This window comes from Solibacillus sp. FSL R7-0682 (assembly GCF_038005985.1).
Taxonomy (GTDB): Bacteria; Bacillota; Bacilli; order Bacillales_A; family Planococcaceae; genus Solibacillus.
Genome location: NZ_JBBOUI010000001.1, coordinates 799,452 through 825,547 on the forward strand (window position 1 = coordinate 799,452; position 26,096 = coordinate 825,547).

The window sequence follows — 26,096 nt, forward strand, 5'->3', positions numbered from 1 at the left end:
GAGTGCTACATCATGACGATAAAGCTATCAGAGGATTATTTAAATACGCTTATCCAATGGCGGAGGGACTTTCATCAATACCCAGAGCCTGGTTGGTTAGAATTCCGAACGTCAGCTACAATAGCTAATCTATTAGAGGCTTGGGGATTTGACTTAAAGGTTGGAAAAGAAATTATTGCGGGTGAGCGTCTTGGGCTACCTTCTCAAAACGAGATCGACCACTTTTATCAAGCAGCAAAATTAGCTGGCGTTTCAACCAAATGGTTAGAAAAAATGGAGGGCGGCTATACAGGTGTGATCGCAACACTTGATAGCGGGAAGCCAGGCCCTACAATTGCCTTTCGTGTTGATATCGATGCACTTCCAATTACCGAAGCGTCCGATGTGGCACATGTACCTCAAAAACGAGGCTTCCGTTCGAAAATAGAAGGGTATATGCATGCTTGTGGCCATGATAGTCATATTACAATTGGTCTCGGTTTAGCTGAGCAACTTATGCTACATAAGGAAAAACTTAAAGGTAAAATAAAAATTATTTTTCAGCCGGCAGAAGAAGGCGTACGCGGGGGATCTGCAGTCGCTCCCTCTCCGCTTTTAGATGACATTCAATACTTATGTGCACTTCATATTGGAACAGGCATAGCAAAGGGAACATTTGTTGCAGGAAGTGACGGCTTTTTAGCCACATCCAAATATGATGTAACCTTTACTGGTGTTGCCGCCCATTCAGGCGCCTTCCCAGAACAAGGGAAAAACGCTTTACTCGCAAGTGCGCAGTCTGTGTTAGCTATTCATAGTCTCCCTGCTCACAGTAGTGGGGCAAGTCGAGTAAATGTGGGAACATTAAATGCAGGACTTGGTCGTAATATTGTTCCTTCCATTGCGACAATGCAAGTCGAAGTCCGTGGGGAAACGACAGAAATTAATGACTATTATGAGCAACAGTTACTTCATATTTTCCAAGGTGCCGCGCAAATGTATGATGTAAATGTGTCTTATGAAAAGGTTGGCTATGCGATTAGTATTCCATCTGATATAAAGTTAGCTAAGATTTTAGCAAAAACGGCTAGTCATTTAGACGTTCCTGTCATAGAATATAAAAATTTCAAAGCTGGCTCAGAAGATGCGACCTTTTTAATGAAGCGCGTTCAGGAAAATGGTGGGCTCGCATGCTATTCCATTATGGGGACACAATTAGCAGCTGGTCACCATAATGAATATTTCGATATAGACGAAGAAGATATGTTAACTGCAATAGAAATTTGGTTAAACTCAGTTTTCCAAGTTTATGAGGAGGAGAATTAAGCATGGAGAGCGTACAACAAGAAGTAGATAATATTCGAGCCAAATACGAACAGTCCATTATTAACCTGTCAGACCGTATTTGGGAAATTGCTGAAACACGTTTTCAGGAGCATCAGTCTGTGGAACTGCTCACGGGCTATTTACGTGAAATGGGGTTTCATGTAGAAGTAGGAATTGGTGGGCTTGAAACAGCCTTTGTTGCAAAATATGGTTCAACAGGTCCCGTTATCGGTATTTTAGGAGAATATGACGCACTACCAGGATTAAATCAAAAACCTGGAACCCCTATTCGTGATGCATTTGTAAATGGTGCAAACGGGCATGGCTGTGGTCATAATCTCCTAGGTACGGCGGGGATTGCGGCTGTTATGATCATCAAAGAGTTGATTGACCAAGGAAGCGTAAACGGTCAAATTCATTACTATGGCTGTCCAGCAGAAGAGGGCGGTTCGGGTAAAACCTTTATGGTGCGTGAAGGAGTGTTCAATGATGTGGATTTAGCACTTACATGGCACCCTAATTCCTTCACGGGTATTTTTAGTTTTTCTTCCTTAGCAAACTATCAAGTATCATTTGAGTTTGAAGGGATTGCTTCTCATGCAGCCAACTCTCCTGATTTAGGGCGGAGTGCACTAGATGCTGTAGAGATAATGAGTGTAGGTGTAAACTATTTACGTGAACATATTCCTACAAGCGCTAAATTACATTATGCGGTAACAAACACTGGTGGAAGATCGCCAAATGTCGTGCAATCACAAGCAGAAGTACTTTACTTAATTCGTGGCAAGGATATTGCAGAGGTAGACGATGTTTATAAACGGGTAGTGAAAATTGCTGAAGGTGCTGCTTTAATGACTGAAACAAAGGTAAAGGTGAAATTTGATAAAGCTTGTTCGAATTATTTACCAAATGACACGTTAAATAAGGTAGTGTTTAAAAATCTTCAAAAGGTTGGATTACCAAGCTATAATGAGGAAGAGTTAAAGTATGCGAAGGAGATGGTGGCAACTTTGTCACCGAACGAAATTGCATCTGCAAAACAGGAAGTAAAAAAACTTGCAGGCTCAATGGAAGACACGCTTCGAATTGACGATTTAACTACTCCGTTCTTTGAAGAAATCATCCCATATGAACAGTCCAAATTAACGATGGCTGGATCGACGGATGTTGCGGATGTAAGCTGGGTAGTACCTACCGCTCAATTCTTTACGACTTGCTTTGTCTTTGGTACGCCACTTCACACATGGCAGCTAGTGTCACAAGGGAAAACAAGCTTAGCCCATAAAGGCTTACTATACGCTGGTGAAGTATTAGCATTAAGCGCAATCGAGCTTTTTGAAAATCCAGAACTTATTATCGAAGCAAAAAAAGAATTACTCGAACAAACGAAGGGTCAGTATGTAAATCCTATTCCTCCAATGATTAAGCCGAATGCACTTGGAGAAGCATAAATAAATAGATTTAGAGAATTAAACTACCTAGGGATGTGTGAAGCCCTAGGTAGTTTTTGCTTAATTTCAATTTATTATTGATAGGGGGAATTTAGGTACACGTCTATGATAAATAGAACTAATTTATATAAAACGTGCCTATCAACTCTATTATACTTCTCTGTTTATACTAAGTAATTTATCCAACCCCATAACAAAATAAGAGCATAAGATAGATTATCAAATTGAAGGGAGGGAATTATTTATGGCAAGAATTACTTCAGGACCATTTGTTGTGCCTAGATCTGTGGATGGGACGAATAATGGGGTAGTAGAATTCCTGTTAATCGGTATGGATAACGTGGCAAATCGTAGAGTAGCTGCAACTGTAATAGTATATGTTTGTGATACTTCAGATTTATATCCTGCTACACCACAAGAAGTTGAAATTTTCCGTCAGCGAGTAGTTATACCAGCTAGGGATGGCGCGGTTTTAAGAGTAAATGCTGGTCCAAATACGTTTACTGCTAATACTATGCTCCGTGTTGTAGTTGATGGTAATACAGAAGCGGATGAAGCAAATGGTATTGTAGTTGCTTTATGGGGTGGTAAAGCGGATGGGCGTGCAGCAACGTCAATGATCTTCAAGCATGAAGAATTTATAGAAATTGAAAGTTAGCAAACAGAATAAATGGAAGTCTGCTTTGTAACTTGTTAAATTCATCTTTTCAATTGACTCAAGTAAACAGTGATGTTTTTACCTCGACAAACCGCTAGGAACGATTATGAGTGTAGTGACAGGGATATTTTTGCACATAGTGATGGGCTTTAATCTAGGGGTTGGGTTAGTCAATTTAATTCACGGAAATAGTTGAGTTGGTTGATTATTGTGCTCCCTATTAGGTAGACAGATAAAATTAAAATCTGTTTTTCTAATAGGGAGTTTTTTCATGTCAAAAATGTATTATCACCAATGTTTCGATTGATAGTTGCGTACCCTTTATCAAGTTGGAGGAATAATTCGCCCTTGATTATGATTTAGCAACTGTTTTTTCTTCCTCTTGAAGTTGACGCCATAAAATTTTCCCGCTGCTTGTTGTTGGGAAGCGATCGCGGAATTCTACGAGCCGTGGGTATTTATACGCAGCCATTTGCGTCTTTGACCAGTCGATAATATCTTGCTCGGTTACTGTACCTTTTGCTTCTTCATTCAAAATAACGAATGCTTTAACATTTTCACCACGGATTTCATCGGGTATTCCGACAACACATGCTTGCTGAACGGCAGGATGCTTATAGAGCACTGTTTCTACTTCTGTTGGCCAAACTTTAAAGCCGGCCGCGTTAATCATTCGTTTGACACGGTCTACGATGAAGTAGTAGCCTTCCTCATCCACCTTTGCGATATCACCTGTTCGGAAGTATTGCTCGCCGTTTATTTCAACAAAGCAATCTTGATTTTCCGCGTCACGATTATAGTAGCCGTTAAATAGCTGCGGACCGCGTACAATAATTTCACCCTCCTCACCGACAGATACTTCCTGTAACGTAATAGGGTCGATAATGAGTGATTCAACACCGAAAGAAGGAATGCCTAAGCACTGCATTTTCGGGCGATCAGGAGGGTTGAAATGCGTTTGCGATGCTGTTTCGGATAAACCATAGCCTTCCACGTAACGTAAGCCTGTCAGTTCATATAGTTTTTCACCAACGACAGCAGGTAGTACAGCACCGCCACCACCAGTAAGCTTCAATTGGGAAATATCATACTGTACATAGTTTGGATTTGATAAGAAATCGATTAGCATCGTGCTAATATTAATCCAGTGCGAAACGCCGCATGCTTGCATGAGCTGACCAGCTGTATCACGGTGCCAGCGTGTCATAATGACAATTGCAGAACCACCATAAATTGGCGTATTCATACAATGAATCATCCCCATAATATGGAACAGTGGTAATGCTGCAAGTGATACAGAATTTGATGTATACGTCGCCCAGTGGAACGCGCCTAAAGTATTCGCCTGGATTGTTTTATTTGTATGCACACAGCCTTTAGGCAAGCTTGTCGTACCAGATGTATAGGGTAATACGATAATATCATCGCTGACACCTGTAAATGGTGATGGAATCAATTTCTTTTTTAATATAGTTTGCCATACATGGTCATTTTCCAATGGTTGCGGAGCTGTGAGTACTTCGGGCGGCAATTCGCCCACAACATGTGCAGGAGCGATATAGTCGTAATACGCTGCGACAACAATATGCTCAAGTGTTGTCGTTTGCTTTAATGGTGCTACTTTTATTAATAGCTCTTGCCCGATAATAGCATGTTTAATTTGGCAATCTTGTACATAGAATGCTAATTCCTCCGTTGTACACATGGCGTTAATCGGTACAACAATCCCGCGTACGCGTAAAATAGCGTAGTAGGCAATTACGAATTGTGGGGAATTTTGCATAAATAATAACACTTTATCGCCAGGCTTGACACCAAGCTCCTGCTCTAAGTAACCAGCAACATATGTTACTTGCTCTAATATGCTTGCGTAAGTGTAACTTGCTCCATAGTAGTAAATCGCGTCCTTATTCGGATATTTTTTTGCGGTAATTTCAAGGTTTTCATATATCGTTGTTTCTGGAATTGCTAATACTTTTGATACGCGACTTGGCCAAAATTTAAAATGCTGTGTACCCATTTTCCATCTCCCTTGTTATGAATTACTTTGTCACCGTCATTAACGCATACTTCATTAAATTATCTACTAGTACACCGAGCTGGGCAAAGCGCGGGTCATTCGTTTGCCCCTTTTTATAACGCGCATAAATTTGTTGCCCGATTACGGCTAATTTAAAATACGCAAATGTTAAATAGAAATCGATATTGGACATGTCACGACCGCTTTTTTCGGCATAGGCTTGCACAAATTGAGCTCTAGTATAAAAGCCTTCTAACACTGTGACAGGCGGTTTGCCTAGTGCTGCTTTTAGTAATGGGGGATCATCTGCCTGTAGCCAATAGCATAATGCAACGCCAACATCTGCAAGCGGGTCCCCAACCGTCGTCATTTCCCAATCAAATAGACCGGTCACTTGTTCAAAGTCATCGGAAAACATCATATTATTTAGTTTGTAATCGTAATGAATCACAGTTGCCTCTGACTGTGCTGGAATATGTGTCAGTAACCATATTTTTAGCTGCTCTACCTCAGCGATATCAGCGGTTTTCGCACGCTCATAACGACCAATCCAGCCTACTACCTGGCGTTCCATAAACCCATCTGGTTTCGTCATCGAAGCGAGTGCCGTCTTCGTATAATCAATCGCATGCAAGTCAACTAATGTCTCGACCATCATCTTAGATATCCGCTGTCCGATTTCTGGTGAGTACGAGACATGCTCGGGAAATTCTGTATCAAGGACGATGCCTTTTCGACGTTCCATTACAAAAAATGGACTGCCAACTACAGACCTATCATTGGAAAATACGTACGGCTTTGGAATGGCAGGAAATACACTATAGAGCGATGTTAAAATGGCATGCTCTCGTTCCATATCATGCGCTTTTGGTGCGATTGGTCCATGCGGTGGACGACGCAGTACTGCTTCAAAATCAGCACATCGAATTAAATACGTTAAATTAGAGTGTCCTGTTCCAAATTGCTCAATGTCAACTGGTGCATCGGGTAGTTCTGCTATATGTGCATGCAAAAATCGTGCAATGCGTGCTACATCTAACTCCTCACCATTACGTACTGCGATTGTATCCTTCATATTCACATCTCCTCACTAGTTGGTACTACGCCATGTAAAATTAAATCGACAAAAATAATTGTTAACTGCTTTGGCGAAATTTCCCCAGCTGGGTGGTACCATTGATAGCTCCAGTTTGTCATGCCTAGTATGGCAAAAGAGAGCATGTCTGTTTGTAGCTGTGTCCGAAACTCTCCTGTTTCGATACCTTGCTGTAAAATATGAACAATTCGTTGGCGGAATGTATCGCGCTTTTCACGAATTTGTGCTGCATGTCGGTGATCTAAATGCCGAATTTCACGGAAAAAAACACGTCCTTCAGCGCCTTTTTGCTCTATATCAGTTAGTAACAAATAAACAGTAGCCTCTAACTTTTCTCGATTTGTTTTCACATTAACGACAGCTTTAGCCTGGCGCGCAAGTAAATCCGTAATATAGTCGTCATGAATATCCATGAGCAATTGTTCTTTACTTGAAAAGTAGTAATAAAACGTTCCTTTTGTGACGTCCAATGAATCGACGATATCTTGAATGGATGTAGCAGAAAAACCCTTTTTTTCGAATAGTAAAATGCTATTATCGATAATTTTTTGTTTCATTTGGTCCTCCTATAAGGCACTGACACCGCCATCTACGACCAATACATCACCTGTAACATAGTCAGAGGCAGCAGAGGCTAAGTAAACAGCCGCGCCTTTTAAATCTTGATCATTACCCAATCGTTTCAATGGTGTTAATGTTAGAATTTGCTCCTTGCCGTATTCGATTAATTGGCTCGACATTTTTGTTGGGAAGAAGCCCGGTGCAATCGCATTGACGCAAATATTATGACGCCCCCATTTCACTGCCAAGTCCTGCGTAAAGGTTATGACAGCGCCTTTACTCGTGTTATAAGCAATCGTTTGCATAAATTCTGGTGTACCACCGAAGCCTGCAATAGAGGCAATATTAATGATTTTGCCTTGTTTTTGTGAAATCATTACTTTGCCGACTTCCTGACTCATTAAGAAGGTGCCGGTTACGTTAATATTCATCACCTTATCCCAAGCTTCCTTTGCCATATTTTCCACCTTATCTGCCCAGGAAGTGCCGCTATTGTTAACTAAAATATCAATTGTGCCGAATGCCTCGACCGCTTTGGCTACAACATCTTTTACATCTTCAGGGTTTGTCACATCACAGGCAAGAGCTATTGTTTTCACTGGAAATACTTGCGCGATTTCATCTGCTACTTCCTGGCATGCCTGCTGATTGCGTGAGCAGAGCACTAAGTTTGCGATGCCTGCTTCGGCAAAGCCTTGTGCAATTTGAGCACCTAAGCCTCGTCCACCACCTGTAATAATGGCTGTTTTACCCGTTAATTTAAATAGCTCTAAAACGCTCATATATTTACACTCTCCCTTAACGCTTGTTGTTTTTTTAGCTCGAGCTTGGCAATTTGTGCACGATGTACTTCATCTGGGCCATCTGCTAGTCGAAGTGTACGAGCTTGAACCCAAAGGAAAGCAAGAGGGGTGTCCTCACTAACACCAGCAGCACCGAAAGCTTGAATAGCGCGGTCAATGACGTTGAAGGCCATTTGCGGTGCAACGGCTTTAATCATCGCAATTTCTTGTTTTGCCTCTTTATTACTAACTGTGTCCATCATGTAGGCAACCTTTAAAGTCAGCAGTCGTGCCTGTTCAATTTCCAAGCGAGACTGCGCAATCCAATCCTGAATGACGCCTTGATGAGCGAGCTTTTTTCCAAATGCCTCACGCTGCTGTACACGCTTGCACATTTCTTCAATAGCACGTTCTGCTGATCCAATTAATCGCATACAATGATGGATGCGTCCCGGACCTAAGCGCCCTTGCGCAATCGCAAAGCCTTTTCCTTCACCCCATAGTAGATTTGCTACAGGTACACGCACATTTGTAAAAGTGACTTCCATATGGCCATGTGGTGCATGATCATAGCCGAAAATGGTTAGCGGTCGCTCTACTTTAATACCTGGTGTGTCCATCGGTACTAAAATCATGGATTGCTGCTCATGAATTGCCGCATTTGGGTCGGTTTTACCCATAAAAATTGCAATTTTACAGCGTGGATCGCCTGCACCAGATGACCACCACTTGTGCCCGTTAATAACGTATTCATCCCCATCTCGCACAATGCTCGCTTCAATATTTGTCGCATCACTAGAAGCGACAGCTGGCTCAGTCATCGCGAAGCATGATCGAATATCACCTGCTAATAGTGGCTCAAGCCATTGTTTTTTCTGATCTTCGGACCCATAGCGAACGAGCACTTCCATATTGCCAGTATCCGGTGCCGCACAATTGAATACTTCAGGTGCAATATGCGAGCGTCCCATAATTTCACAAAGTGGCGCATATTCTAAGTTCGTCAGCCCCATACCGTATTCACTATCAGGTAAAAATAAATTCCACAAACCTTGTTCTTTTGCTTTTTGCTTGAGGACCTCCATAAATGGGGGAACGCTTGCCCAACGGTTGGCTTGAGCATTGACGTATTCCTCATAGGCCAGCTCATTTGGGTAAATATATTCCTCCATAAATTTTGTTAGCTTTTCTTGCAATGCAAGCACCTTTTCTGAGTAGGCGAAATGCATAACTTCATCCTCCCTTTGTAAACATACTAACCGGTTGGTATGTTTTATTTTCTATAAATTAACATAAATATTCTGTCTTATGCAATTTTATTGTAAAATAATTAATTTTTATAGAATGGGCGTAGGAGACGAGTGTGTTTTGTTTTTTGGCATATTCATGTAGGATAGTGAGAACTAAAAAAACTTAGCGCATGAGCTGCACTAAGTTTTAGAAGGACTTATTATTTATGCTTTTTATGTTGCTTCATACGTTTAACCAAAAATCCACCTTTGAATGACTTTGGCTCATAGGAAATAATAAATGCACTTGGTTCATGATGTTCGATGAGCATAAATAATTCCTTCTCCCGATTACGTTTAGTTAAGATTTCATATTTATAACGCTGACTATCGCGTCCTTCGCCTACGTAAGTTGTAACCGCAAAACCTTCATCTCGAATAACCTTGATCAATTGCTCATTACGACTTTGCGTATTGATCGTTACATATATATAGCCAATTGCAAGCTTTTGCTCAATGCGCGTTCCAATAATAATGCCAAGACCAAAGCCGATTGCATAAACGGCCATTGCGAGAAACCCCTGATCCCCACTAAAAACAAGTGACAGACCAAATACATAAATTAGCATCTCTACAATGCCGATCAGTGCTGCGAGCATCGTAATATTTTTTACAAGGAAAATCGTACGAAGCGTAAATAATGGGACATATATAAGTTGAAGTAGTAATATGAGTAATATTTCTTTCAAATGAATCGAATCCTTTTCTACAGAGTATGCCCACAAGGAGTGGAATTTTAGCATCGGATCTATAATTTAATACCGATACAAATTTTATACCCCAATTTCCCGCATTTTAACGAGTACCTTTTCAATTCTTTTCTCCAACTCAACTGTCTCATCAAATTTTGGAAGCTTCATTTCGCTCACAATAGTTCCATCTTGCATAAAAAGAATGCGTTCCGCTCGTGCAGCAACCGTTGCATCATGCGTAACAAGCATGATGGTAGTACCTTCTGCGTTGATTTCAGAAAATAGATCCATTATTTCCTTGGCTGATTGAGAATTGAGCGCACCTGTTGGCTCATCACCGAAAATAATTTTAGGGCTATTTATTAGAGCTCGGCAAATGCCTGCTCGCTGCAGCTGACCACCGGAAGCCTGTGTAATATCACGTGTTTCAAGATCCGAAATACCGACTCTTTTCATAAGTTCACGTGCTTTTTTCAAAATTTTATCAGCATTTTTTCGATTGTCGCGCATTGCAGGAAGAATAATATTATCTAAAATAGTCAAATTTTTAAGTAGAGTAGGATGCTGAAAAACGAATCCTATTTTTTTTCGACGAATATCAGAAAGCTTCTCTTCATCAATGTTCGATAAATCTTTATTGTCAAAAACGACTTTTCCCGTATTAACATTATCTATTCCACTTAAGGCAAACATTAATGTTGTTTTTCCTGATCCTGATGGTCCCATCACTGCAACAAACTCGCCTTCATTTATTTGAACGGAGACACCGTCTAGAATGTGACGCATTTCATTTCCTTCACCGAATGATTTTACGAGTTGTTCAGCGTTAACAATTGTATTCATATACCTACCCCTTAATGTTTTCTGAAATTTTTATTCGTCCCGCACCAAAAGTTCCAATGATTGTTGCGATGAGTACCGTGCATAGCAACAATAGCGGAATAAATAAATACGTCTTCAGTGAATGAATCTCAAACTTAAACGACGATGCTCCAAATGAAGAAATCGCGAAACTTGCAAGTGTCTCTCCAAGCGTGTTTGCTAAAAATGTCCCTATAATAATTCCAACGAATACAACAAACATCGCTCGTGAAACATACTGTACTTTAATATCTGTGTTTGTAAAACCAAATGTCTTCATTACCGCTATAGAATATCGATCCTTTGCGACAAGAAGCTTCATAAATAACAATGTGACCAATATCGTTATGCTAATCGCAATGGCAATTGCAGCGTTAGAGGCTACCTTAACCGAGTCAATTGTCGAGCCAAATGTCTGAAGTATATAGTCATCCACATCTGAAACTTTCGCGAAATTAAAACTGTTCGTATACTCGGAAACTTTAGTTGCAACTAAAGAAGGATTTGAAATGTCAGCGCAAATAATGCTCCATAAAATGTTTGCGGAATTGTTTGGAAATGTTGCTTTTGCGGTTTTTCCACCGTTCGTAATATCAGAATAGATTCCGCTTACTTTTAGCTCTTTCATTTTTCCATCAATTATTAGTGTGATGATATCCCCGACCTTTTTGTTCATCTCATCTGCATACATTGTCGAAAGGGCAATCTCATTTTCTACTTCAGGTGCATTACCTTCTGAATATTCAATAGGAAACGAAGAATGATCTCCGAATTCAATTTTAATATTTTCCTCTGTCCCATCTGCCATTTTTGCTTTAAAAAGCTTTGTGGTAAAAACAGCGTAATTTGAAATAGTAGGATCATTTTTCATCTTCTCGGCAATAGCCACAGCTTTTTCTGAAATATTGTTTGTTTGCTGTATATCTATCCGCATATCGTAGTTACCAATCCCCATATATCCAATAAAGCTTTTAGAAGAAATTGTGTTGTACAAATTTTGGGGAACGACTAATATAAACGACGAAATTACGAACACTGCTAGCATCGTAGCATAAAGTCTTTTCCTTGAAAGAATATCCTTTATACCGAGATACACATTTGTGTTAAAGAACTTATTTTTGCTTAACATAAAACCTTTTGAATGTGCATTATTTTCTTGCGAAATACCAAAACGAATGGCTTCGGCAACGGATATTTTTCGGAAACGTTTTAGTACACGATTTACATAGGCAACGATTAAAAATAATACAAGTAAAATACCGAGAACACCTAAAGCGTTGGCCATAGAGGAATTTTCACTTTCACCCATAGTTAGACGTATATTTTTAAGCAGCATTCCCTTGAATAGGGTGGACAGTAAAAAGCCGAGGACACTTCCAACTACAGCAATCGCTGTGTATTTTGCAAGATAAATTTTCTGAATATCTGAAACACGTAACCCAATGGCCCTTAGAACCCCAATTTCGCGATAGTCGTCTTCAATTTTAGCGAGCAACGTAAAACGTATGCACATAAATGAGATACTAACGACTAGACCACTAATTAGAAGTATGACGGCAATCATCATGCCATCTGACAGAGCATTCATCATTTTAAAGAGTTTATAAGTAACTGTTGGTCCATTTGCTTCTAGTCCTGCAGAAGCATAAGCTGTTTCAAAAGCACTCAGCTTAGATACATCTTTTAATCTGAATTCAATCAAATATTCTAGATTTCCAAAAGTTTTTATTTTCGCATAATCATTTTCACTTATAAGAAATCTTTTGGATGCAGAAAGCGTAGAATTCATCTGTGAATCGCGTAGAAAACCTGCAACAGTAAATTCTTTGCCTCCTATTAATGCCTGATCACCAATCTTCGTTAATTCGTCCCGCATATAATTGATTGGCACATACACCTCTCCATCGGCTACATGTATGATGTTTCCATTCAGGTCAAGAAGATAATCAAAGTTCTCGTTTTGAACAGTGAAGCCATTATCCTGAACATTAGATGCAAGCGAACGGTTTCCTAAAATAATTTGAGCACCATCGATGTTGAGAAACTCAGCTATCTGAAAATCATCGACATTGCTATTTTGCTGTGCGAAAGAATTAAGCCTTACAAAATCAATTTCTCCCGAATGCATTTGCATAAAATGGGGTGTTTTCGCTTTTGTCATCAGCGTGTCAAGTGCACCTGATAGATTGACCATAAGGATCGCAGCGAGAGAAACAAGCATAGCTGCTGAAGCAACAAATAACATTGTTGTTAGCGTTATCACTTTACTTTTTAACATGTCATTACGGATTATTCTGAAATACATAAGTCACCTCTGTTTTAATACGTGAAATCGTGATCAATTAATGAACAAATCCCATAGCAATGTCACTTAATAACTATTCATATACAGTAAATAATAAAACATGAGCGTAGTTAATCTTTACTCAATCTCCACTTGCGAAGGATACGAGAATACTAATTAACGATACATTCATCCCAAATGAAATATTCTATATAATCGCCTCCCGCTATATATACAGTATTTATTTTCCAAAAGTTTCATAATTTATTGAGCTAAAAAACTAAATAGGGAGGAAATGTGAACGCAAATTTTAAGTGGATATTATGGTGGTTTTAGTTTCCACGAGGCTACTAACAAGATAATGTTCACAATAATTTTTCAATATAGTTATTTTCTTGTCATAGATAGAACATACTTATTTCACAATTGCCTGTTATGTTATAGGAAATAAGAAAAAGGTAGGTAGAAGAAATGTATAAACGCATATTAGTAATTGGTTCGTTAGCATTATTTTTAGCAGCATGTAATGATGAAAAATCAACTTCGGAACCAGTGGATAATGAACAAAAAACACAAGAAGAAAGCAAACAAGTGTTGGTAGAAAAAGTATGGACACAGGATGAACGTTTACAAGAGCCAACTGAGGAGACTGTTTGTGCGATGTGCAACATGAAAGTATATACAAAAGATCATGAAATGGGTGTGTTTTCAGCACAGGCAATTAAAGCAGACGGTTCAATCGCTTTTTATGATGATATCGGATGTTTACTAAATGCAGAATTTGCAAATGTAGAAGTAAACGAAAAATTTGTTCGTGATTACAATACATTAAACTGGTTTAACGTTGAACAAGCATATATCGTAAAAACTCAATTAAAGTCACCAATGAACTGGGGGTATATTTTCTTTAAATATGAAGAGGATGCAAATGCCTATATTACTGAAAATGAAGGGTCTGAATTAACTTCTTATACGGAAGTTCGCCAACAAGCGCTAGAACGTCGTAAAGCGAAAATGAAAGCTGGCACGAATGTTGATGCGCATGATTCAGAAGATGGACATGTTCACGGCGAAGGGGAAGCATCACATTCTTCTACTAAAGAAGACAACGGAGAATAAGAAGAAAGCGCCCTTTTTAAGGGGTGCTTTTTGTGCTACTTATGTTAAAAAAAACGATTATGCTCTTCGTTTTCATGCTAGTTTTGCCCTTCGCCAATAAAACGAATGCAGCAGAAAACCTACAGCAATTAATTGATGAAGCCCCTATTAATAGCGTCCTGACATTAAAGGCGAAAACGTACGCCGGTCCAGTATTAATTAACAAACCACTGACAATTATCGGTGTTGAAGGTACAGTAATTGAATCAAAAACAACCGGAATAAGTATTGAGAAAACAGCAGATGTGAAGCTTGAGAATATTACGTTTAAAACGGTGCAACAACCAATTTTTGCAAATGAAGTTATAGGGTTAACTTTAAGTAAATTAACATTTTCGCTTCAAGACGAAGGTGTGGAGCTAAGAAAAATGAACCAGCTTGTCATTGAACATAACTATATGACGGGTTTAAAAGAAGCACACTTTTCAAAAAAACCAAATGGCTATGAAATATATGAAAGTAAAGGTATTCAAATTGACAATGTAAAAGTACAAAATGTGCAAGACGGTCTGTATTTTGAACGAATTGAAAATATTAAAGTAACGAATACGATTAGTGAGAGTGGACGCTACGGTTTGCACTTTATGTACGGTAGCGAAGTGACGTTACAGTATAATACCGTTTCAAATAATGTAACGGGCCTTATGTTGATGATCATCAATCAGCTAGATGTATCGTACAATACCGTTCTTCGCCAGCTTGCATTGAATAGTAACGGTTTATATTTGTATGATGTGCAACAGGCAACGATACAACAAAATGATTTTTTTGAAAATACAGTGGCAACTGTCTGGAATCGTGTAAGCGACACGACATTTGAACATAACTTGTTCCAATCAAATGGAACCGTGTTTGAAGCGGAAAAATCTCCAGCTGTTGAAGTGAGAAACAATATTTTTAACGGCAATATTTTAGTTGCACGCTCTGATAAAGCGGGCTTTATTTTAGAAAATAATATGTATGACGATTATGACGGCTATGATTTTGATGGTAATGGTATTGGCGATACGCCACATCAAACCTATACAAGCTTCGGTCAATGGATGGTACGAAAGCCGGTCTATCAATATTTTATTGAGTCACCAAGTGTTGTCTTATTAAACAAAATGGATCATGAAACCGAAACAACGGACACTGCCTTATTAGTAGATCCATTGCCAAAAATCGCGACATTAAATACAAATCTGCAAAGGGAGATTGTTTGGTGGCAGCTTATTTTAGGATTCTCTAGCATTGTACTAATTAGCTTTGGATGGAGGAAATTACAATGAATTGGAAATGGTACGTAAGTTTAGCGTTAATAGTAATTGCACTAGTTGGTTGTTCTTCGAAAGAATATGAACCGAAGGAAATTTCAGCTGAAACAGACGTATGTGAAATATGCAATATGTCTATTAGTCACATCGATTATGCAGGTCAAATTGTGTTTAAAAATAATGACCATTTAGTATTTGATGATTTAGGCTGCTTAATGGAATACATTATGGAAAACGGCGAAGATAACATTGGTGCAGCATTTATAAAAGATGAGCAATCGCATACATGGATTAATGTAAAAGATGCTGTATACGTCTACAATGCAAACTATTGGACACCAATGAACTACGGAGTATTAGCATTCAGTACTGAAAAAAATGCAAATTTATATATGGAAGAAAACGGACAAGGGGAACTTTTAAGTTACGATGATTTAGACAGTTTTGAATGGGGAATCCATACACATTCATGATGAACTTAATTTTGCTTGAATGTAAGCAATTAATCCGTAGTAAATGGCTGCAAATCGTTACAATACTCTTTGTCCTCACCTTTACTGCGGTATTGCTTATTCAGCAATTAGCGATGCCAGATGTGGCAGGCTTTACACGGCAGTCTGCAGCACTACTAAATTTACTTTTATTCCTATTACCACTATTTATGTTAACAATAGGTGCAATGAGTATTGCTTCTGATATTGAATCGGGCTGGCTGAATTTGCTACGTACTTATCCGATTACTAATGGCAAGTATGTCTTTACGAAGTGGATTGGGTTATTTTTAATTTTCTCAGTCATGACGTTACTTGCACTTAGTGTCTCCCTTTTAATTGGTAGTCTATTTGGTGGGATTACATTGCAATGGTCGATTTTACTACTCATTTTCCTTATGCTACTTTTATTTACTTCGCTTGGCACACTTACAGGTAGCTTAGCGAAAAATCGTTTACATGCATTAGCAATAGGTCTTGGCATCTGGTCAGCTATTTCATTAATTGTATCTTATGTAATTATGGCGATTGGAACACTTATTCCCGAACATTTATTAAAGGGGTTCATTATTGTTAATATGCATTTAAACCCGCTTGAGTGGATGCGCTTTAGCTATTTTGTTTTTACGAATCAATCTGCTATATTAGGACCGGCCTTTTATGAAGTAGTGAAGTTTTATGATTCTACGATTGGTTTATTTTATTATAGTTTGTTTACAGTATTGTGGATAATCTGCCCATTACTCCTCGCAACGTTTATTTTAAAGAAAAGAGGTGCAGTATGACAATCCATTTAAAAGACGTGACAAAGCGCTTCAAAAAAAATCGAGGCATTGAGCATATTAGTTTTACGTTAGAAGAAGGGCAGATTGTGGCACTTGTGGGAGCGAACGGTGCAGGGAAAAGTACTATCATTAAACTACTTACCAATCAACTAACTAGTGATAGTGGAGTAGTGGAAGGTGTTGTGGATGAGTCTTTACGCTACATGCCCGATGATTTAACATTTCCAGATACGTTAACAGCGAATGAAATTTTAGCCCTATTAGGTCAATTAAAAGGTGTAAAGAAAGATAGTCGCTTTACTATATTAAAAAAAGTAGGACTACAAGAAGCGGGGCATTTAAAAGTATCTCAGTATTCAAAAGGGATGCGTCAACGTTTAAATTTAGCTCAAAGTTTATTAGGGGAAGGTCAATTTTATATTTTAGATGAACCAACGAACGGATTGGATCCTTTTTGGATTGCTACTTTAAAGCAAATTTTAATAGAAGAAAAAAAGAAAAAACATATCGTCTTGTTTTCAACCCATCTTTTAACTCTTGCAGAGGAAATTGCGGATCATGTTATTATCATCCATGAAGGAAAAGTATTAGAGCAAGGGGCAATCGGAGCGTTACTAGCGAAGTATCAGTGCAACAAGTTAGAACAACTGTGGTTGCAATTGACACAAAAGGAACATTATCAATGAAGAATAAAATAGGATTTTTAATTGTAGGCGTCTTAGTTATTCTACTTAGCTGGAATGTTATACAAAAAATAAATAATAACACAATCATTGAATCAAAAACTGAAAATGTACATGAAGCAACAAATTTTAAATTACCAACTTTAGATGGGAAAATCGTGGAATTAAAGGATACTAGAGGGAAAATAACAATCCTAAATTTTTGGGCATCATGGTGTAGCCCTTGTCAAATGGAGGCACCACATTTACAGACGTTTTACGAAAATAATAAAGATATGGTCGAAATTTTAGCTGTGAATATTACGTCAAAAGATGTTAGGAAAGATGTGGAGAAATTTGCAAACGAACATCAAATAACTTTCCCGGTTTTACTTGATGAAACTGGTGATGTGAGTACGATGTACGGTGCTTTCACCATTCCAACAACAATTTTCCTTAATGAAGAAGGCGTGATTGTGCAAGAATTTGTGGGGCCGATGGAGGAAGCTTTCTTAACTGAGGTTGTGGAGTCTATAGAATAATGAATCGATATTTTTAAAAGTAAAATAATGGTTAATATTTAGTTTTCCCGTTACAATTAGTAGTAAAGGAGGAATGAACATGACAATCATCGGCTTTATCCGACATGGTGTAACAGCCTGGAATAAAGAAGGAAGAGCACAAGGAAGCACTGACGTTCCATTAGATGAAGAAGGGATTGCAATGGCTGAACGAGTGGCTGAAAGAATTGCAAAGGAACAATGGGATGTCATCTATACAAGCCCATTAATTCGTGCCAAGAAAACAGCAGAAATTATTGCTGCCAAACAACCGCATATACAATTCATCGCAGATCCACGCTTAAGTGAGATTTGCGGTGGAATGATTGAAGGTACAACGGAAACAGAACGTGTCGCAAAATGGGGCACTAACTGGAGGGAGCTTGATATGGGCTTCGAAAAACCAGAGGCAATTATCGCGCGCGGACTATCGTTTTTAGATGAAGTCCAACAGGCATTTCCAGATAAAAAGGTTCTCGTTGTCAGTCATGGAGGCCTTATTTCTAGAATAGTACATTACCTTTTCCCAGAGAGCGATTATTCACACGATATTGGTAACACAGCATTGTCAATTCTTGAGCTAACTGAGCATGAAAAGCAATGCCATTTATTTAATTGTATGGAGCATTTAGAAGTATTAAAGAATTAACATAAATCTTACACAAAACGCATGCTAAGTGAGTCTTAGTATGCGTTTTTTTGCAAAAAAATGCTTCTGTAATCCAGTTTGTAAAATTATCAAGGTGACATTGTGTAGCCCTAATTCATAACATAAAAAGATGATTTAATGAAAGGAGCAAATAATGGGTGAGTTACTATCAATATTACTTTTAGGATTTGCATTAAGTCTTGATAGCTTAACAGTAGGATTAACATATGGAATGCGAAAAGTATCGATTCCTTTTAAATCATTATTGATAATTTCATCATGTACATTTCTAGTGTTATTGCTTGCAATGGGAATTGGATCAATAATCGAACAGTTTATTTCATATGGAACAGGGCAAAGACTAGGCGGAATTATACTAATTGGAATCGGAATTTGGGTTCTGTACCAGTTTTTCACTTCACAAAAAACGAATACAGAAAGCCAAGAACAATCAGATTACAAAGTTATTAAATTTGAAGTGAAAGCATTTGCAATCATTATTAAAATCCTTAAAAAGCCAATGGAGGCTGATTTTGATCGGTCTGGGAATATAAGTAGTAGGGAAGCCTTATTTTTAGGTTTAGCCTTATCCTTAGACTCGTTTGGGGCAGGCGTTGGGGCAGCTTTAATCGACCTACCACCAATACTATTTTCTATTATCATAACGGTTTCTTGTACAATTTTTGTTTTAGCAGGCATTAGAATTGGAAATCTTATATCCAATGTAAGTTGGATGAAAAAGCTCACAATACTACCTGGAATTGCTTTAGTGTTAATTGGGATATTTAAACTATAAATTAATAGTTAATTTTAAGACGTTAATCTAATTTTAGATTAACGTCTTTTTATATGGTAGTAGATTTATGTCCATATTTGTTTGAAGAAATTTATTGTTATTTACTCATTTTAACGCTAAAACTCTCATACAGTGTTGTTGTGAGAGTTCAAAGTTTTAAACTTCGATTTCTAATAATAGTAACTTTTAAAGAAAACATAGATTTTCCTTGTAGGATCTTCGCTATTTGTAGCACTCAAAAAATTAAAGGGGGTTTCTCATGAATTTATCAGACTATTACCGATCATCCGTACAAGAGGTAATGAAAAAGCTTGATGTAACGCCACATGGATTAACAGATTACGAAGTACGTTATCGGCATAAAAAGTATGGCTATAACGAACTAAAGGAAGGCAAACAGAAAAATGTCATTCAAGTTTTATTAGAACAATTTCAAGATTTTTTGGTCATCATTTTAATCTTTGCTGCAATTATTTCTATATTTCTTGGAGATGTGGAAAGCTCTATTGTCATTTTAGTCGTCCTTGTTTTAAATGCAATACTCGGAACAGTTCAGCATGTAAGAGCTGAAAAATCATTAAACAGTTTGAAAGAATTGTCAGCACCCATCTCAAAAGTAATGCGTAATGGAGAAGTTGTGGAAATACCATCTAGAGATGTTATTGTTGGCGATTTGCTAATTTTAGAAGCTGGGGATTTTATTAGTGCTGATGGTCGAGTAATTGAAAGTTATAGTTTGCAAATAAACGAAAGTTCATTAACAGGCGAATCATTAGCGACTGATAAAATAGCAAATACAATTTACGAAACAGATATTGCACTAGGGGATAAGAAGAATATGGTCTTCTCTGGTAGCTTTGTGACAAATGGCCGTGGAAAAGTGGTAGTTACATCTATTGGGATGGATACAGAGATTGGGAAAATTGCAAGTCTATTGGACAACGCACAAGAGAAAAAAACACCATTACAAGTCAGTCTAGATCAATTTGGAAAACGCCTTGCTATTGGCATTATTATTATTTGCCTTATTATATTTGGACTGGATCTAATTCGTGGTCGTGAGTTAATTGATTCCTTTATGTTCGCTGTAGCGTTAGCAGTCGCGGCGATTCCAGAAGCACTAAGCTCGATTGTGACAATTGTTCTTGCACTGGGAACTCAAAATATGGCTAAGGAAAATGCCATTATTCGTAAATTACATGCTGTAGAAAGTTTGGGGAGTGTATCGATTATTTGTTCAGATAAAACAGGGACACTTACTCAAAACAAAATGACTGTTCAAGAAGTATATACAGGAGAGCAGATTTTCTCTTACAACGAGTTGCAACTGAACAATCCGGATCATAAAAAATTGCTAGATTTGGCGATGCTTTGTAATGATTCAGTAATAGTAGAAGAGAAAAAAATTGGGGATCCAACAGAATTAGCACTTGTAAAATTAGGTCGTGAATATGGCCTAAATGAGCAAGTTATACGTGGCATTCATCAACGCGTTGGTGAAATACCTTTTGATTCTACTCGTAAATTAATGAGTACGGTTAACCGAATGGGCAGTCATTACGTGATGATTACAAAGGGTGCAGTCGATGTACTTCTGCCTCGTATTAAGCGAATCCATTCAAGCAACGGCTCAATCATTACAAAGCAACAAATTGAAAAAATTAACCAGGTAAATCAAACCTTTTCAAATGCTGGTTTAAGAGTAATTGCAATTACGTATAAAGATGTATTTTCTTCTAATGTAAGTGAAAAAGATGAAAGGGATTTAACTTTTGTCGGATTAATAGCTATGATGGATCCCCCTCGCGAAGAATCAGCACAAGCAGTTGCGGATTGTATTAAGGCAGGCATCAAACCAGTCATGATTACGGGTGATCATAAAATTACTGCGGTAGCGATCGCAAAACAACTTGGTATATTAAAAGATCTTAATGAAGCGATTGAAGGGAAGGAAATTGAAAAACTATCTGATAGAGAATTAAAAAACCAAGTGGAAAAAATCTCAGTTTATGCACGTGTCTCACCGGAACATAAAATTCGCATAGTTAAGGCGTGGCAAGAAAAAGGACATGTCGTGGCAATGACGGGAGATGGTGTAAATGATGCTCCAGCGCTAAAACAAGCTGAGATTGGTGTGGCAATGGGTAAAACAGGTACAGAAGTGGCAAAAGATGCTTCCTCGATGATTTTAACCGATGATAACTTTTTAACGATCGTTAAATCAATTTCGAATGGGCGAAGTATTTATTCCAATATTAGAAATGCAATTAAATTTTTATTGTCTGGTAATGCTGGAGCGATTATGGTCGTTATATATGCAACACTTTTTGCATTACCAGCACCATTTCTACCTATTCATCTATTATTTATCAATTTATTAACGGATAGTTTACCTGCTATTGCTATTGGTTTAGAACCACATAATAAGAAACTAATGAAGGAAAAACCGCGAAATATAAATGAGCCGTTGTTAAACAAGAAATTTGTCTCCCAAGTAGGATTTGAAGGGGTGATAATTGCGGCAGTAACAATCATTGCCTTCCAAATTGGGTTAATGTCAGGTGACACAGGAATAGCGACAACAATGGCTTTTGCAACATTATGTTTATCGAGATTAATACATGGATTCAATTGCCGATCGGAAGAATCTATTTTTAAACTTGGAATCTTCTCAAATTTAGCCGTTTGGATTGCTTTTTTACTTGGATTTTCAATACTAAACTTCGTATTAATTTTAGGCTTATTTGAAGTAGCAAATTTAAATAACTTCCAATATTTAGTAATTTATGGGCTATCATTGGTTCCGTTAATAATTATTCAGCTTCATAAACTAATTTTTAGAGCGAGTTAAACTTTATTGAAACGCTTTGAATATAGCACAAAAAACGCATGCATGAGCTCGCTTTGCATGCGTTATTTCTGTACATAAGTCTCGGTTATTTTCAGGTTAATCAGCTACAGCGTTATATTAAAAAATAAAACACTAACCCTACAATAAAATTAGGCAGAGCGATTAATAAACAACGAAAAGTAATATTATTTCTGTTTTTTCGATCCTCTTTTGATTCCATCATATAGTTAGCCCTAATTTTGTCCCCATTAATGAGTGCTCCAGAAAATACCATAGCTACGAAGAAAAATATTAAACTAATCGCACCTGTAAGCTTGTGCACCATTTGAATATCCCAAATTATGAATGATAAGAGAATACTAATTAATGATAAAGTCGTGCCAAATAATAAATATTTCATGAAACCGCCTCCCACTATATATACTTACATAATTTACATAAGTTTCATATTTGTTTAAACAAAGCGTATAATGCACCTTTTTTAGGCTAATAACATAAAAATAAAGTTAACAAGGTTATGGAAGGATGACGTTATGAGCACGACAATCACACATTTCTTCGGGCAGGCGATGACAGGGCAGGGAATAAAAAATGTTTATAAGGATGTAATGAATGAAGCGAAGGCGGTGTATTTACTAAAAGGAGCACACGGCTTCAAAGTTTCAGAGTTACTACAAAAACTTGGCTCTTACTACTATGAAAAAGGTGCTGATATCGAAATTTTTCATGACCCGCTATTCGAAGAGACGATTGAGGCAATATTTATTAAAGCACCACATCGTATTTTAATCATTCAAGCAACCAATCCGTCCATTGAACCCGCAGTAATTGGTGCACGAGATCATGTCATCTCGCTTTATGATTGCGTCGATGAACAACAGCTTTCGTCAAATGAGACGCTGTTTTCATCAAATGAAGCAAAACAAACATATTACGATCAATGCTTTGCAGCGCTTTCAAAAGCCATTCATCTTCATGATGATTGGGAAGGTGAGACGAGGAGATATATGGATTGGAGTGGACTAGATCAACAATTAGCCGAATTAAAAAATCATGTATTCGGAGGGAAGAAGTTTGAGAAAACCGGTAAACTAACTCATCGATTACTTGGAACATTAACACCAGCAGGAGCACGTGATACCGTCCAAAGCATTACGCAAAATCTTGAAAAGAGATTATTTATAAAAGGCTATCCTGGGACAGGGAAGTCATCTATGATGAAGAGATTCGCAAATGAAGCATTAAGTAGAGGATTTGATGTGCAACTTGTATGGTGCGGATTGGATTCCAATTCGATTGATATGGTAATTTTGCCTGAATTAAAGTTTTGCATTTTTGATAGCACCGAGCCACATGTTTACTTCCCAGATGAAAATCGCCCTGGAGATGAAATCTTCGACATTGCGAAGCACTGCCATCCGACAGAAGTAGAGGAAAAGAATATTAAAGATATTGTCGCTAAATACAAGGCGACGATGATAAAAGCAAAGGAATTTGCTAATCAATATGCAGAGGAAGAACGAAAAGTCCGCGAAGCAATAGATGCTGCCCTTAATTTAGATGAATTCTATAAACGAACGGCGAGGTTATTTGAGTTGAGTGAATAATGAAGAGGTAAAGACGATTTAGAAGCACTTATTGCATTGCTAAAATCGTCTTTTTTTATAGTACAACTTTAAATATTTATGGCAGATTGATCGAAAAAAATCGTTTTAATGGAATCTGGCAGTATTTTTTCCGCAGCTGCTTTTTTTAGTTTATTTAAATCTTCCTTGTCGATAAGATGGAGAAGGGGCTGTTCAACTTGAGTAAAGTCGGTTAATGCATCAAGTACCTGCTGATCCCATTGCTTGTAATAAATTAATAAATCATCAGGATAGACGATTTGCCGATTTGTCCCTTCCTCCTTAATGCATTCAAAGGGTTCCTCAATATTTAACGTTCCATAATCATCTGTTAATTGTTCTCCTGGATAGATATCACGTATGGCAACTTCACAATTATAGGCAGTGCCAATGCAATTTGCATGAAAGCTATGATTGACATACCTCCCTAAATCCCAACAAAGAACGTACTGACCTTTCTCATTTCGGTAGGCGTATTTTTGAATGATCGCCCTCCTATTAGGATCTATTTTATTTAAAATACTTGGTTGAATGATTTGATCAAACTGATCGAGCGCCCAGACAATCGTTCCCTTTGGAATAAACTTCGTTGCAAAGACACCAAATCCAATTTTTTCATTAATAAAGCGTAATTCTGTTGAGGGATGTATCAATTAAACCAACCTTTCTTATAGGTATTATGTAAATAATATATGTAAGAAAGAGGGTATGATTCGGGCGGGGAAAAATATTAGTAAGTAACTAAGGATTTCTAACTTTCTCCAATAAATAAAATATTTTTTTGCATATAATCATAATTTATAACGAGTAGATTGTTATAGCTTAAAACGAAGGGGGGAACGTTTTTATGAAAGCGATTACACGTTTTACGAATGCGTTAATGGAGAAATTTTTACCTGATCCCTATATATTTGTTGCAATTTTAACTTTTATTGTTATGGTGTTAGGGGTAATTTTTACGGATTCTTCTCCATTAGAGATGACAGTTTATTGGGGCAATGGACTTTGGGGATTATTAGGTTTTACGATGCAAATGGTAGTTGTATTAGCAGCTGGGCATGTATTGGCGAATAGTCCATTGTTTAAGAAAGGGCTAGCAAAGCTCGCTTCATTCATTAAGACGCCAGCAATGGCCATTATTGTCGTTACATTTGTATCGTTAATTGCTTGTTGGATTAACTGGGGCTTTGGATTAGTAATAGGTGCATTATTTGCTAAAGAAATTGCGAGGCAAGTGAAAAAAGTAGATTATCGATTATTAATAGCGAGTGCTTATTCAGGCTTTATCGTTTGGCACGGTGGATTAGCTGGTTCAATTCCTTTATCTGTGGCAACAGAAAATCATCCATTTCAACATTTTATGGGGGTAGTCCCAACTTCAGAAACTATTTTCTCTGTGTATAATTTATTTATTGTTGGTGTCATTGTCATTACACTTCCTTTTTTCAATCGTTTATTAATGCCGAAGGAAGAAGATATTATTGAAGTAGATCCAAAACTATTAGTAGATGAAAAAGAGGAATTTCCACTAGCAGAAAAAACATTTGCATCCATTTCCGAGCGCAGCTATATCATTACATCATTCATTGGCGTAATTGGTCTAATTTATTTAGGAAATCATTTTATTAATAATGGCTTTTCATTAGATTTAAATATCGTAAATACGATTTTCATCACTTTGGGCATTATTTTACACGGGACCCCTCAGCGATTTTTGGCAGCTGCGCAACAAGCAATTAAAACAACAGCGGGCATTGTATTCCAATTTCCGTTTTACGCAGGAATTATGGGGATGATGACTGCTTCTGGTTTAGCAGGGGTCATGTCAACATGGTTTTTAGAAATTTCGAATGAACATACGTTTTACTTATTTACTTTCTATGCAGCAGGTCTCGTCAACTTCTTTATCCCTTCTGGCGGGGGACAATGGTCTGTTCAAGCTCCAATCATGCTTGAAGCTGCAACAGCCATTAATGCGGACTATGCAAAGACCGCCATGGCAATCGCCTGGGGAGACGCATGGACAAATATGATTCAACCATTCTGGGCTCTACCTGCACTAGCTATTGCAGGCTTACGTGCGAAGGATATTATGGGATTCTGTGTACTCGTTCTTATTTTCACGGGGGTAATTATTAGTATTGGGTTTTTATTTTTCTAGTGGGAAAATTTACCGGATGGCACAAAGCATGATCAATATACCATCCAGTTTTTATATTGAATCCTTTTTAGTCTCTAATGCGTATAGAAAAGAAAGAGAATTT

At 37.7% G+C, this 26,096-nt stretch carries 24 protein-coding genes; 14 read left to right on the top strand and 10 right to left on the bottom strand.

Features of this window, described 5'->3' with window-relative positions:
- Positions 1 to 12 precede the first annotated feature (12 nt).
- The 3 genes from MKZ17_RS04035 (at position 13) to MKZ17_RS04045 (ending at position 3,414) form a co-directional block, all read left to right on the top strand.
- A complete protein-coding gene (locus MKZ17_RS04035; RefSeq protein WP_340722515.1) occupies positions 13 to 1,305 on the top strand; it encodes an amidohydrolase in 1,293 nt (430 codons plus the stop codon).
- Between the two features lie 2 nt (positions 1,306 to 1,307).
- Positions 1,308 to 2,756, top strand: coding sequence for a M20 family metallopeptidase (locus MKZ17_RS04040; RefSeq protein WP_340722516.1), 1,449 nt, complete (start codon positions 1,308 to 1,310; stop codon positions 2,754 to 2,756).
- 244 nt (positions 2,757 to 3,000) lie between these two features.
- Positions 3,001 to 3,414, top strand: coding sequence for a hypothetical protein (locus MKZ17_RS04045; RefSeq protein WP_340722517.1), 414 nt, complete (start codon positions 3,001 to 3,003; stop codon positions 3,412 to 3,414).
- Between the two features lie 352 nt (positions 3,415 to 3,766).
- Here MKZ17_RS04045 and MKZ17_RS04050 read toward each other — a convergent pair whose 3' ends face one another.
- The 8 genes from MKZ17_RS04050 to MKZ17_RS04085 form a co-directional block, all read right to left on the bottom strand.
- Positions 3,767 to 5,434, bottom strand: a complete 1,668-nt coding sequence (locus MKZ17_RS04050; RefSeq protein ID WP_340722518.1) for a long-chain-fatty-acid--CoA ligase — start codon at positions 5,432 to 5,434, stop codon at positions 3,767 to 3,769.
- Between the two features lie 22 nt (positions 5,435 to 5,456).
- Positions 5,457 to 6,509, bottom strand: coding sequence for a phosphotransferase family protein (locus tag MKZ17_RS04055; protein ID WP_340722519.1), 1,053 nt, complete (start codon positions 6,507 to 6,509; stop codon positions 5,457 to 5,459).
- A 2-nt stretch (positions 6,510 to 6,511) separates the two neighbouring features.
- Entirely contained in the window at positions 6,512 to 7,087 is a 576-nt protein-coding gene (locus tag MKZ17_RS04060) for a TetR/AcrR family transcriptional regulator (RefSeq protein ID WP_340722520.1), read from the bottom strand.
- 9 nt (positions 7,088 to 7,096) lie between these two features.
- Positions 7,097 to 7,873, bottom strand: coding sequence for an SDR family oxidoreductase (locus tag MKZ17_RS04065; RefSeq protein WP_340722521.1), 777 nt, complete (start codon positions 7,871 to 7,873; stop codon positions 7,097 to 7,099).
- Positions 7,870 to 9,102, bottom strand: a complete 1,233-nt coding sequence (locus MKZ17_RS04070) for an acyl-CoA dehydrogenase (RefSeq protein WP_340722522.1) — start codon at positions 9,100 to 9,102, stop codon at positions 7,870 to 7,872. The genes MKZ17_RS04065 and MKZ17_RS04070 overlap by 4 nt, the downstream gene beginning before the upstream one ends.
- Positions 9,103 to 9,323: 221 nt before the next feature.
- A complete protein-coding gene (locus MKZ17_RS04075) occupies positions 9,324 to 9,851 on the bottom strand; it encodes a DUF2179 domain-containing protein (RefSeq protein ID WP_340722523.1) in 528 nt (175 codons plus the stop codon).
- Positions 9,852 to 9,935: 84 nt separating this feature from the next.
- A complete protein-coding gene (locus MKZ17_RS04080; protein ID WP_340722524.1) occupies positions 9,936 to 10,697 on the bottom strand; it encodes an ABC transporter ATP-binding protein in 762 nt (253 codons plus the stop codon).
- Positions 10,698 to 10,701: 4 nt separating this feature from the next.
- Entirely contained in the window at positions 10,702 to 13,020 is a 2,319-nt protein-coding gene (locus MKZ17_RS04085; protein WP_340722525.1) for an ABC transporter permease, read from the bottom strand.
- A 450-nt stretch (positions 13,021 to 13,470) separates the two neighbouring features.
- Between MKZ17_RS04085 and MKZ17_RS04090 the strand changes: the two genes are divergently transcribed.
- The 9 genes from MKZ17_RS04090 (at position 13,471) to MKZ17_RS04130 (ending at position 22,207) form a co-directional block, all read left to right on the top strand.
- Positions 13,471 to 14,118 carry a nitrous oxide reductase accessory protein NosL gene (locus tag MKZ17_RS04090; protein WP_340722526.1) on the top strand — a complete coding sequence of 216 codons (648 nt, stop codon included), beginning with the start codon at positions 13,471 to 13,473 and terminating at the stop codon, positions 14,116 to 14,118.
- 41 nt (positions 14,119 to 14,159) lie between these two features.
- Positions 14,160 to 15,428: a right-handed parallel beta-helix repeat-containing protein gene (locus tag MKZ17_RS04095; RefSeq protein ID WP_340725496.1), complete on the top strand. Its 1,269-nt coding sequence runs from the start codon at positions 14,160 to 14,162 to the stop codon at positions 15,426 to 15,428.
- Complete coding sequence (locus tag MKZ17_RS04100) at positions 15,425 to 15,886, top strand: nitrous oxide reductase accessory protein NosL (RefSeq protein ID WP_340722527.1); 462 nt, start codon at positions 15,425 to 15,427, stop codon at positions 15,884 to 15,886. The genes MKZ17_RS04095 and MKZ17_RS04100 overlap by 4 nt, the downstream gene beginning before the upstream one ends.
- On the top strand, positions 15,883 to 16,689 hold the full coding sequence (locus MKZ17_RS04105) for an ABC transporter permease (protein WP_340722528.1): 807 nt from the start codon (positions 15,883 to 15,885) through the stop codon (positions 16,687 to 16,689). Before MKZ17_RS04100 ends, MKZ17_RS04105 begins: the two co-directional genes overlap by 4 nt.
- Positions 16,686 to 17,375, top strand: a complete 690-nt coding sequence (locus MKZ17_RS04110) for an ABC transporter ATP-binding protein (RefSeq protein ID WP_340722529.1) — start codon at positions 16,686 to 16,688, stop codon at positions 17,373 to 17,375. Before MKZ17_RS04105 ends, MKZ17_RS04110 begins: the two co-directional genes overlap by 4 nt.
- Positions 17,372 to 17,893 carry a TlpA family protein disulfide reductase gene (locus MKZ17_RS04115; RefSeq protein ID WP_340722530.1) on the top strand — a complete coding sequence of 174 codons (522 nt, stop codon included), beginning with the start codon at positions 17,372 to 17,374 and terminating at the stop codon, positions 17,891 to 17,893. The genes MKZ17_RS04110 and MKZ17_RS04115 overlap by 4 nt, the downstream gene beginning before the upstream one ends.
- Positions 17,894 to 17,972: 79 nt before the next feature.
- Positions 17,973 to 18,560, top strand: a complete 588-nt coding sequence (locus tag MKZ17_RS04120) for a histidine phosphatase family protein (protein WP_340722531.1) — start codon at positions 17,973 to 17,975, stop codon at positions 18,558 to 18,560.
- A gap of 154 nt (positions 18,561 to 18,714) precedes the next feature.
- Positions 18,715 to 19,356 (top strand): sporulation membrane protein YtaF, encoded by a 642-nt coding sequence (ytaF, locus tag MKZ17_RS04125; protein ID WP_340722532.1) that lies wholly within the window; start codon positions 18,715 to 18,717, stop codon positions 19,354 to 19,356.
- Between the two features lie 259 nt (positions 19,357 to 19,615).
- The gene (locus tag MKZ17_RS04130; protein WP_340722533.1) at positions 19,616 to 22,207 is read left to right on the top strand and encodes a cation-translocating P-type ATPase; all 2,592 of its coding nucleotides are present in this window, start codon (positions 19,616 to 19,618) and stop codon (positions 22,205 to 22,207) included.
- Positions 22,208 to 22,319: 112 nt separating this feature from the next.
- Here the strand turns inward: MKZ17_RS04130 and MKZ17_RS04135 are convergent, their stop codons facing one another.
- Entirely contained in the window at positions 22,320 to 22,607 is a 288-nt protein-coding gene (locus MKZ17_RS04135; protein ID WP_340722534.1) for a DUF5316 domain-containing protein, read from the bottom strand.
- Positions 22,608 to 22,740: 133 nt separating this feature from the next.
- On the opposite strand from MKZ17_RS04135, the gene MKZ17_RS04140 reads away from it, so the two are divergent.
- The gene (locus tag MKZ17_RS04140) at positions 22,741 to 23,814 is read left to right on the top strand and encodes a nucleotide kinase (protein WP_340722535.1); all 1,074 of its coding nucleotides are present in this window, start codon (positions 22,741 to 22,743) and stop codon (positions 23,812 to 23,814) included.
- A gap of 68 nt (positions 23,815 to 23,882) precedes the next feature.
- Here the strand turns inward: MKZ17_RS04140 and MKZ17_RS04145 are convergent, their stop codons facing one another.
- Positions 23,883 to 24,485, bottom strand: coding sequence for an SET domain-containing protein (locus tag MKZ17_RS04145; protein WP_340722536.1), 603 nt, complete (start codon positions 24,483 to 24,485; stop codon positions 23,883 to 23,885).
- 194 nt (positions 24,486 to 24,679) lie between these two features.
- Between MKZ17_RS04145 and MKZ17_RS04150 the strand changes: the two genes are divergently transcribed.
- Complete coding sequence (locus tag MKZ17_RS04150) at positions 24,680 to 25,993, top strand: short-chain fatty acid transporter (RefSeq protein ID WP_340722537.1); 1,314 nt, start codon at positions 24,680 to 24,682, stop codon at positions 25,991 to 25,993.
- Positions 25,994 to 26,096 lie beyond the last annotated feature (103 nt).